General features: G+C 64.9%; 8 protein-coding genes and 1 pseudogene. 1 reads left to right on the top strand and 8 read right to left on the bottom strand.

Annotated elements, in window-relative coordinates:
- Window positions 1-175 precede the first annotated feature (175 nt).
- The 8 genes and pseudogenes from AC1DYX_RS08600 to murQ all read right to left on the bottom strand — a co-directional run bounded on the left by AC1DYX_RS08600 (window position 176) and on the right by murQ (window position 10,093).
- A complete protein-coding gene (locus tag AC1DYX_RS08600; RefSeq protein WP_477258276.1) occupies window positions 176-784 on the bottom strand; it encodes a M15 family metallopeptidase in 609 nt (202 codons plus the stop codon).
- Entirely contained in the window at window positions 781-1,686 is a 906-nt protein-coding gene (locus tag AC1DYX_RS08595; RefSeq protein ID WP_477258274.1) for a LysR family transcriptional regulator, read from the bottom strand. Before AC1DYX_RS08595 ends, AC1DYX_RS08600 begins: the two co-directional genes overlap by 4 nt.
- 373 nt (window positions 1,687-2,059) lie before the next feature.
- Window positions 2,060-2,836 (bottom strand): annotated as a pseudogene (locus AC1DYX_RS08590) (N-acetylmuramoyl-L-alanine amidase); the annotation flags it as partial.
- Complete coding sequence (locus AC1DYX_RS08585; protein ID WP_477258272.1) at window positions 2,833-3,780, bottom strand: N-acetylglucosamine kinase; 948 nt, start codon at window positions 3,778-3,780, stop codon at window positions 2,833-2,835. The gene AC1DYX_RS08585 and the pseudogene AC1DYX_RS08590, both read right to left, overlap by 4 nt.
- 357 nt (window positions 3,781-4,137) lie before the next feature.
- A complete protein-coding gene (locus tag AC1DYX_RS08580) occupies window positions 4,138-5,667 on the bottom strand; it encodes a catalase (protein WP_477258270.1) in 1,530 nt (509 codons plus the stop codon).
- Between the two features lie 473 nt (window positions 5,668-6,140).
- The gene (locus AC1DYX_RS08575; protein ID WP_477258278.1) at window positions 6,141-7,673 is read right to left on the bottom strand and encodes a glycoside hydrolase family 10-like protein; all 1,533 of its coding nucleotides are present in this window, start codon (window positions 7,671-7,673) and stop codon (window positions 6,141-6,143) included.
- Between the two features lie 210 nt (window positions 7,674-7,883).
- Complete coding sequence (locus tag AC1DYX_RS08570) at window positions 7,884-9,161, bottom strand: MFS transporter (protein ID WP_477258268.1); 1,278 nt, start codon at window positions 9,159-9,161, stop codon at window positions 7,884-7,886.
- Window positions 9,162-9,211: 50 nt separating this feature from the next.
- Window positions 9,212-10,093 carry an N-acetylmuramic acid 6-phosphate etherase gene (gene murQ / locus AC1DYX_RS08565; RefSeq protein ID WP_477258266.1) on the bottom strand — a complete coding sequence of 294 codons (882 nt, stop codon included), beginning with the start codon at window positions 10,091-10,093 and terminating at the stop codon, window positions 9,212-9,214.
- Window positions 10,094-10,293: 200 nt separating this feature from the next.
- Between murQ and AC1DYX_RS08560 the strand changes: the two genes are divergently transcribed.
- The gene (locus AC1DYX_RS08560) at window positions 10,294-10,554 is read left to right on the top strand and encodes a hypothetical protein (RefSeq protein WP_477258264.1); all 261 of its coding nucleotides are present in this window, start codon (window positions 10,294-10,296) and stop codon (window positions 10,552-10,554) included.
- Window positions 10,555-10,581 lie beyond the last annotated feature (27 nt).

Here is a 10,581-nt window from a genome sequence, read left to right as displayed (position 1 = left end):
TGGGGCCAACTTCGCGTTCTTCATCTCTTTCTCCTCTCCGGGTGGAAGCAGAGCGAGATGGCAACCCATCCCGCATACCTGAGCCGATTGTCCCGGCAGAAGAATGCAGGAGAATGAGCTTGCTCAAGCGTGCACCGGCGCCGTCAGCGTGGCGCGACAGCGACGTCAGACAGGCTCACAGCACGCGGCGGAAAGTCTGGCGCACGACGTTGCGGTCGCCGCAATCGAAGTGCCACCACTCCGTGTTGATGCCGACGAAGCCGGCCTGGAACATGGCGTCGCGCAGCAGCTGGCGGTTGGCGGCCTGGACGGCAGTGAGTTCACCGCTGGCGAGGAAGCGCGCTTCGAGCGCCGGGTGCGACAACAACGTCATGTCGTCGAAGCCCGTGCCCATGTCGAGCTCGCGGCCCGTCTCGTCGAGCAGCGTGACGTCCAGCGCCATGCCGAACGAGTGGATCGAGCCGCGCTGCGGGTCGGCGAGGTACATCTGCAGGTCGGTGCCGGCGAGCACGTCCCACAACTGCTGCTGCACGCGCTGCGGTCGCAGCGCATCCAGCACGAGCGGCGTGCAGCCGGGACGCGTCTCCCTCAGCCAGGCGACGACGCGTTCCAGCGCGGCGGCGGCATCGCGGTGCAGCCAGGCGCAATCGTAGGGGGAATACAGGTCGCGGCCGACGAAATTGTTCGAGGTCGCGTAGCGCAGGTCGACGGCGATACCGGCAATGGTGGACAGGTGGCGGAAGGCGGGGTGGCCGGCGACGTCTTCGCTGGCGATGGTCATCATGTGCAGCCCTTCGCCAATAACTCACGCGCAGTGGCGCCGATGCACATCGCCAGTTCGCGCGCGCCGTGCGACAGCGGCGCGTGGCTGGCCGTCAGCAGGTACAGCTGGACGGGGACGGCCGGTGCCCACGGACGGCATTGCACCTTGCCCGGCGCGGCGGACGCGGCCGTGAACGGATCGAGAATGGCCGTGCCGGCGCCGGCCTCGACGAGCGAACGGGCGATCTGGTACGTCTGCACGACGGTGTGGAAGACCGGGTACACGTCCTGCGCCTCGCACGCGGCCAGCACCATTTCGCCGAGCGGATCGCGGTCGGACAGGCCGATCAGTTCGCCGCTGAGGCCGGATGGCGTGATCGCTTGTCCGCACTCCTCCTCCGTCCACGTGCCGGCCGGCGCCAGCACGGTCAGCGTGCCTTGCGCGATCGTCTCCGCTTCGATGCCGGGATGACGCGGGTCGTGCAGCGACAGCGCCAGGTCGGCCTCGCCGAGGCGCAGCGCGTTCACGATCTCGCCCGTATGGAACGTGGCCAGGTCGCAGCGGGTCTGGGCAAAGTCGCGCCGCCACACCGTGAGCGCGGCGGGCAGGACGGACACGGCGATGGTCGGCGTGGACACCAGCCGCACGCTCTCCCCGGCGCGATTCTTGAGGCTGGCGGCCAGGCGGCGGATGCCCTGCAGGTCGCGGTTCAGTTTCTCCGTCTCGGCGAACAGGCGGTGCGCTTCCGGCTTCGGATAGAGCTTGCCGCGCACGCGCTCGAACAGCGGCATGCCCAGCTGCAGTTCCGCATGCTGCAAGACTTTCGTCACGGCCGGCTGCGAAATGTGCAGCACCTGGGCGGCGCCGCTGATGGTGCCGACCTGCATGATGGCGTGGAACACTTCGATATGGCGCAGGCGCATCGTCAGTCCTCAGTGCGCCTTGACGAGCGCGAATGCATACAGCATATCGGAAAACGCGCGTTGCAGCAGAGCATCAATGCTGGACGGGCGGCGCGGGCAGCATGGGCGACGACGGTGGCACCGAGGGTACCGGGGGCGCAGGCGGCACGGGCGACGTCGGTGGCACCGGGGATGCCGGAGGCGCAGGCGGCACGGGCGACGTCGGTGGCACCGAGGGTACCGGAGGCGCAGGCGGCACGGGCGACGTCGGCGGCACAGCGGGCATCGGTGGTGCAGGCGGGGCCGGCGGTACCGGTGTCACGCCCGGGATGATCACGGGCGCCGTCGTCACCGGTGCCGGCAACGGCTGCGGCAGCGGACCGGTCGGGTTCGTCAGCGCTTCCAGCAGGGCCGCCGTCTCGACGTCCGGCATGCCGTCGATATTGGCCGGGCGATATTTCATCTGGAAGGCGGACAGCACGGTGCGCGTCTGCTCGTCCAGGTTGCCGGACTGGGCGATGGCATAGCCCCACGTGGCCAGTTTCTTCTGGTACCAGGCGATGTCCGGCTGCTGGAACTGGAAGATCGGCACGATGGCGGCGACGCGGTTGGCGTCCGGCCATGCGACGAGGCCGGCGGCCGCGAGCTGGCGCCACGGGAACATCGGACCCGGGTCCTGCTTGCGCTGCGGGGCGATGTCGGCGTGGCCCAGCACGTTTTCCGGCGCGATGTGGTGACGCGTGACGATGTCGMGCACGAGCGGGATCAGCGCGTCGATCTGCGACTGCGGGAACGGCGCGTAGACGCGGCCGTTCGGCGTGTCCGTAAAGCCCGGGTTGACGATCTCGATGCCGATGGAGCTGTTGTTCAGCTGCGTGAAATTCTTCCAGCTCGAATTGCCCGCATGCCAGGCCGCGTTCTTCTCGTCGACGAGGTTGTAGATGACGGGCACCGGATCGTCCGTGACGAGGTAATGGGCGCTGACTTCCTGCTGGGTCAGGATCTTGATCGAATCCGCGCGGTTGCTGACGGTGTAGTGCAGCACGAGGAAGCGCGCGCGGCTGCTCTGGCCGCGCGCCGTGTAGGTATGGTCGTACTGGGGACCGGACGGCGGCGGCGTGGCGCAGCCGGCCAGCAGGGCGATGAGCAGGGTCGCGACGAGGGTCTTCATGTCGGTGTCGTGGGGTTATTGTTATTAAGCGGATCGGAAGCAAGCGCCATGCGCGCCGCCGCGTAATGGGCCTGGCCCGGGGCCTGGGTCAAAGCGATGCCGGGCAGCGCCGCGCGCATCGTGTCGACGATCAGCGGATGCAGGTCGGCCGCCCGCCCGGACACGGCGACGGGACGCGGCCCGAAGCGCGCCGTCAGCGCCAGCGCCAGGCGCGCGAGTTCCTCGCCGGCGCCGCGCAGGATGGCGGCGGCAACGGGATCGCGGTCCGCCGCCGCGGCAACGGCCAGTGCCAGCTTGCCGACGGCGCCCCGCTCCTGGCCATACATGAACTGGCGCGTACAGGCCCAGTCGGCGCCGCCGACGTAGTCGAACACGGTCTGCGCCATCGGAGATTGCTGCCAGCTGCCGGGACGCTCATCCTCGTTGCGCCAGATGTGGCGCATGGCTTCCCTGGCGATCCAGAAGCCGCCGCCGCCATCGTCGAGGATCACGCCACGCCCGCCCGCACGGTGGAACTGGCCGTGCGCATCAACATAGGCGCCGATCGATCCGGTGCCCGCGTACACGAGATAGCCCTCGCCCGGCGCGAAGCTGGCGCGGTAGGCGATTTCCATGTCGCTGCAAAAATGGACGTGCTGCGGATCGATGTGCAATGCCTCGGCCAGCCAGCGCTGCAGCAGCTCGCTGTCGCCGCCGAAGCCCGTCAGGCCGGCCTGCACGCGGCCCGGCACGCCGTGCATGAGTACGCCGGCGGCGATGCACGCGAACGTGGCGCGTACGGCGTCGCGGCCCTGCGGCGTGCCCATCTGCAGGGCGGACAGGCCCGCGGCGCGGCCGTCGGCGAGGATGGACCCGCCGGGCGCGGCGAGGGCCCAGCGCGTTTCGGTGCCGCCGGCGTCGATGCCGAGGCCAAACGATGTGGAGTCGGGTTGTGATTCGATCATGATCGGTCGCCAGTGTACGCCGTCAGGCCCGTTTCATGCGAATGAATGCTGAAAGTGGACGCATGCCTGAATGTTATAGCGCGCACGTGTCGCGTGACGCAGAACGTGAAAACTGCGTTGAGTTAGGAAACCACTGAACAATTCACTTTCGCGCGCGAAAGTGCGTCCAATCTCAGGCTGCGTTTCGCGCGCTACGGTTTTTGATCGAATCAGGTGCTCTGGTGGCTCGAATCCGGTAGGCACGAACTGGTAGGGGGCATGTGAGGCCGGGGCTTCACATGCGAACGTGCCCACGTGACGTTCGCGGTATGTTGGCATTACGCGGGGGCACAGGGGGCACCTTACTGGGATACTTTCTTAATCATGCAGCGACGCAGCGAGAGACTCGACCCGGGCGCTATCCGCTTTCAGCGCCTGCGCGAGCGCCTTGCCATAGTTGGCGTCGGCTTTTTGGAAATAGGACAGCATCGTATATTTCACGTTTTCGTCCTTGACTTGGCCCAGATCCCCTGCCAGGTTGCTAACCAGATTGGCTTGTTGCTGCTTGGTCAAGGAACGGTAGAACTCACCCGCCTGGACGAAATCGCGCGTTTTCGTGATGCGCGCCTGCTGGGTTGCCCCAGTCAATGGMAGCTGACTGTATTTGTACTGCGCATTATCCGCCGTGGGGACATGCTCGCTTGGCTGATAATTCACGTTGCCTGTGCGTGCAGCTGAATTCTGGGCGCCATCCTGGTTGTAATTCAGGCTGGTAGTGCGCGGACGGTTGACCGGCAATTGCAGGCCATTGGTGCCGACACGGTGCAGTTGTGTATCAGCATAGGCGAAAATGCGGCCCTGCAGCAGCCTGTCTTCCGACGGTTCGATACCCGGCACCAGGTTGGAAGGAGCCAGTGCCGCCTGTTCCGTCTCCAAAAACACATTGTCGGGATTGCGGTTCAGCGTCATCGTGCCGATTTTCGTTTCCGGCACATTGGGCCAGATCTTGGTCGCGTCCAGCGCATCGTAATCCAGGCTGGCCAGTTGCGCAGGCTGTACCACTTGCACGTACAGATCCCATTTCGGGAAATTCCCTTTGTTGATGGCTTCGATCAGGTCGCGCGTCATGTGATTGAAGTCCTTGGCCTGGATCGCTTCGGCTTCCTTGGCGCTCAGGGTGCGCTGGCCCTGCAGGCTTTTCCAGTGAAACTTCACGTAAGCATACTGCCCTTGCGCGTTCACGAATTTATAGGCATGCACGCTGTTGCCATCCATCTCCCGGTAACTGGCTGGGGTGCCGAAGTCCGAATAGACCCGTGTCAGCATATGGGTCGCTTCCGGCTGATGGGAGAAAAAATCGAAGAAGCGGTTCGGGTCTTGGAGGTTGGTGTCCGGAGCAGGCTTCAGCGAATGCACCATGTCCGGGAATTTGATCGCATCCCGGATAAAAAAAACGGGCAAGTTATTGCCGACCAGGTCCCAGTTGCCTTCGCGCGTGTAGAACTTGACGCCAAAACCGCGCGGGTCGCGTAGCGTTTCGGGCGAATGGTTGCCATGAATGACGCTGGAGAAGCGCACGAATACCGGCGTTTCTTCTCCAGGCTTGAAGATGGCAGCGCGGGTCAGATCCGAAATATCCTTGCTGGCGACAAAGACGCCATAAGCTCCGGTGCCACGCGCGTGAACCACGCGTTCAGGCACACGTTCGCGGTCGAAGCGCTGCAACTTCTGGATTAATTGTACGTCCTGTAGAAGCACGGGGCCGTTTGGACCGGCTGTTTGCGAATTCTGGTTATCTCCGACCGGCGCGCCATTGTCGCGGGTAAGATCATTGATTGCTTGACTGCTTGCGCTGGCCAGAGCCAGCAAAAGCAGGACGCCTCCAGTCAGTCGAATTTTATAGGACATTTTTTCCTCCGTTTAAGTATGGATCAGGAATCCGTACTGTATGCATCATTGTTCAATAGGTAAAATTGATTGTGTATATTTGTTTGATAGCTTTTATGAGAAGAATTGTCGTCAGGAGTTGCTGTGTCGTTGGTGCGGTTGGCGAACTGGGCGATGCAAGAAGTCAGCACGCGAGCCAAATACTTGGCAATCGAAGAGGGAGGGGGCCAGCTTGCGGCCAGATGCTACAGCGGCGTGAAGAATGACTTAACAGCGAAATGCACGTCGCCAGTTGCGTCAGGTGTTGTCAGCGATGACAGACAGGTCAGACCGGGACCACGAAACCTGAGTCACTTTCTGGGCTAACAGCCTGTGGACCGTAACGAACGGCCGCAAGTTTGGCCGAGAAGCGCAGCTGTACTTACGGCACGGCGAGCATTGCCGCCTGCGCGGCCCGGGCCAACCTGCAACGCGCAGTCGTTTAGGAGGCGCCCTCATGCGGGCTTGCGCCACGCTTCAACGCGGGAACTTTCATTACCGAGGCGGTCGACCGCACTGACGACAATCGCATCCGCCGCGCCGAGCTTCGCATCGTCCGGCACGGCCCAGTCCACGCGCGACGCGGGCGCGACGGCGAAGCGCCACTGGTTGCCGAAGCGCGACCAGATCGCGTACATCGCGTTCGCCTTGCCGGCCACCAGTTTCAGATACACGGACGGGCCCTTGCGCACGGCCGCGACGGATGGCGCACCGGGCGCGTCGTTGCCGAGCCATGGCGTGGCGGGCACGAGCGCGGGGACGGCATACGAGGCGGTGCGCAACTGGTCGCTGATGCCCTTGCGGTTTTCCATCAGCGCGGCCATGCTGAAGTGGACGTGGCCGCCCGCGCTCGGGCGCGTGCGCGTGAGGCCGATCTGTTCGATGATTTCCTGCGGCGGGAAGTCCTTGGTGGGCGCGCCGATGCGGCTCGTGAACAGGCCCGGCCACACGTGCCGGCCCTTCGTGTTCTGCGTGAGCCAGTAATCGAGCAGCACGTCGTAGGCCTGGCCCGGCTGGCGGATCGACCAGTACAGCTGCGGCGAAAAATAATCGAGCCAGCCATTCTGCAGCCACGTCTCGGCGTCCGCGTACAGCTTGTCATACTGCGAAAAACCGTTGATGCCGGGCGGACGGCGGTCCGGCCGGCCCACGCCGAACGGGCTGATGCCGAAGCGCACCCAGCTCTTTTCGCGATGGATGCCTTCGTACAAGGCCTCGATCAGGTGGTTGACGTTCTGGCGCCGCCACGATGCGCGATCGAGCCTGCCGCCGCCGGCGACATAGCGCTGCCACGACGGTTCGTCCGGGAAATCCAGCTCGGCCTTCGCCGTTTTACCCTCCAGCGCGGCGCCCTCGGCGCCCGTCGCCTCGATCGGGTAAGGATAAAAATAATCGTCGATGTGGACGCCGTCGATGTCGTAGCGGCGCACGACGTCCAGCACGACGTCCAGCGTCTGCTTGACGGCGGCGTCCTCGCCCGGGTCCATCCACAGGTATTTACCGTAGCTCTTCACGGCCGCCGGATTCGTGCGCGTGATGTGGTTCGGCGCGGCCGGCGAGCGGGCGCCGTTGAGGCGGGCGCGGTACGGATTGAACCACGCGTGCAGCTCCAGCCCGCGCGCATGCGCCTGCGTGATCCAGAATTTGAGCGGGTCGTACCACGGCTGCGGCGCCTGGCCCTGCACGCCCGTCAGGTATTCCGACCACGGTTCCAGTTTCGATGGATAGATGGCGTCGGCGGCGGGCCGCACCTGCAGCACGATGGCGTTCAGGTTCAGCGCCCGGGCGCGGTCAAGGATGGCGATGGCTTCGGCCTGTTGCTTCTCGGCGGAAAGATTTGGTTTGCTGGGCCAATCGATGTTGGCAACCGTGGACACCCACGCGGCACGGAATTCGCGCGGCGCCGGTGGCGGCTGGTCACCGGCGGCCGTGGCGCCATCGAGCGGCACGGACGGCGTCGTACTACAGCCGGAAAACAGGCTTCCCATCGCCAGCGCACCGGCGACGCCCGCGAATGCGAATGCGCGTCGTTTCTGATCAGGTTGCACAACCACTCCTCAACAAGACCTGAATTTTAGCCGGAAAACGTGAAAACGAGCCGTACGGACGCGCAGTTTGAGCCTATCCGGGTAGGATGGGCATGCGTTTGGTGGGCACAGAGGTGCCCACCCTACGATTTCGCCTACCGAGATAAGCGCTTACTTTTTGCCGAACTCCGGATCGACCTTGACCAGCGCCGCCATCGCGAACGCGGGAATCGTGGCCAGGCAGGTCCAGATGAAGAAATGTTGATAACCGATCATCTCCTGAAGCTTGCCGCTCCACATGCCCGGCACCATCATCCCCAGCGCCATCAGGCCGGTGCAGATCGCGTAGTGGGCCGTCTTGTACGGGCCTTCGGAGACCATGATCATGTACATCATCATGGCGGTGAAGCCGAAGCCGTAGCCGAACTGCTCGATCGCGAGGAAGCCGGAGATGACGGCGAAGTTCTGCGGCTGCACCGACGACAGGTAGACGAACACGAGGTCCGGCAGGTGCACGGCGAACACCATCAGCCACAGGCAGCGCTTCAGGCCCAGGCGCGAGATCAGGTAACCGCCGAACAGGCCGCCGATCGTCAGCGCGACGATGCCGATGGTGCCGTATGCCGTGCCGTATTGCGCCGTCGTGAGACCGAGGCCGCCCGCGGTGACGGGGTCTTTCAGGAACGGTGCGACAAGTTTCAGCAACTGCGCCTCGCCCAGGCGGAACGTCAAAATGAAGCCGAGGATCAGCCAGATGTCGCGCTTGCGGAAAAAGCTGGCGAAGGTGGAGACGAAGCCGCCGAGCAGCTTATTGAGTCCCTCCTTGCCTTCTGCGGCCCGGTGGTCGGCATCGGGCCGCGGCAGCACGGCCTGGTGCCAGGCGCACAAGCCGAAGAACAGCGCGGCCAACACGAAGAACACGATGGCCCACGCCTGGCGCACGTCGCCGAGGGAACCGGCGAGATAGCCCGCCAGGATCACGAGCGGCCCCTGCGCGGCCAGCGTCGCCAGGCGGTAGAACGTCGAGCGCACGCCGACGAAGGCGGCCTGCTGCTGCTGGCGCAGGCCCAGCATATAAAAGCCGTCGGCGGAAATGTCGTGCGTGGCCGAGGCGAACGCCATGAGCCACATGACGCCCAGGCTGATCATGAAGAAGGCCGGCAGGTGCAACGTCGCGCCGACGGCCCCCAGCGCGCCGGCCAGCACCAGTTGCAGCGACACGGTCCAGCTGCGCTTGGTGCCGAACAGATCCACCACCGGCGACCACAGCGGCTTGATCACCCAGGGCAGGTACAGCAGGCTCGTGTAGAAGGCGATGTCGGTGTTGGACAGCCCCATGTCCTTGTACATGATGACGGACAGGCTGTTGGCGACGATGTAGGGAATGGCCTGGCCGAAATACAGGGAAGGTACCCACAGCCATGGGTTCTTGGATTGCGTAGTCTGCATGATCTTTCGTCGTCGGGCCGGGCGACGCTACCGGAGAGGCCCGCGCCGCGTCAGCCGGCCAGGGCGGCACGCACGCTGCCGCGTGCATTCTCCAGCAGGGCTCGCGCCTGCTCGACAGGGATGTTCTTGGACAAGGCCACGATCGCGACCTTGACGTGGAAGTCGCACTGCGCCAGCACCGCGCGGGCCGCCTCCTCGCCGGCGCCCGTCGCGAACGACGTCAGGCGGATGGCGCGGCGGACCAGCTTGGCATTGGTCGCCTTCAAGTCTACCATCAGGTTGCCATAAACCTTGTTCAAACGCACCATCAGCGCACTGGAAAAGGTGTTCAGTGCGATCTTTTGCGACGTGCCCGCTTTTAATCGCGTGCTGCCGGAGATGGCTTCCGGGCCCGTGTCCAGGGTGATGCCGATCTCGGCCTCGTTGGCGATCGGCGCGTCCGGATTGTTGGCGAAGCCGACCGTCAGCGCCCCGGCCGCCCGCGCGGCGCGCAGGGCGCCCAGCACGTACGGCGTCGCACCCGAGGCGGCGAGCGCGAGCACCACGWCGTCCGGGCCCACGTGCACGGCACGGATATCGGCCGCGCCCTGGCCGGCGTCGTCCTCGGCGCCCTCGACGGCCACGAACATCGCATCCGTCCCGCCCGCCAGCAGCGCGACGGCGCGTTCGTGCGGCCAGGAAAACGTGGGGTACAGTTCGACGCTGTCCAGCACGCCCAGCCGGCCCGACGTGCCGGCGCCCACGTACACGAGGCGTCCGCCCTTCTCCATCCGGGGCAGCGCGGCGGCGACTGCCGCGGCGATGCGCGGCGCGGCGGCGCGGACGGCGTCGACGGCCTGGAACTGGTCGTCGACGAGCGCATTCACCAGCTCGGCGGTGGGATATTGATCGAGGGACGCGTGTTGTGGGGCGGGGGTTTCGGTATTCAGCATCGCGGTTCTTGTTTGCGAGTCAAAAATGCCAGCATGACCAGTGTAATCCCGATCTTGCCGGGCTTGCCATGACAGGATCAGTTGTCGTCATTCCGAAAAGTTATGCGGAATAAACAGTTCCGCATTTGCCCGCTGGCGGTCGAATCCGTATTCTCGCCTGCATGGATGACATAAGGACGACAATACACAGAACGCGACGCATGCTGCTGGGCATCGCGCTGCTGGGCGCCACCGGACCGCTGCTGGCGGCGGCGCCGCGCCGGCGTGTTGCTGCGGCGCGACTGGATGCGGCGCTGGCCGCCATCGTCCGCGATCCGGCCTGCGAGCTGGCGAGCCTGTCCGTGCTTGCGATCCGCGCCGGCGAGGTCAGTTATGCGGCCCAGTTCGGCTTCCAGGAACGCATCGTGACCGCACTGTATGGGGGAGCCATTTTGGGGCAGGCGCCCGACAATGGTGCGTAACATGAGCTCCGGTTATGCCCGTTCGTC

It is taken from the genome of Massilia sp. P2_C2 (genome assembly GCF_056404615.1).
Note: the sequence above shows the minus strand (reverse complement) of the source record. Positions and strands in the feature narration are given on the sequence as shown.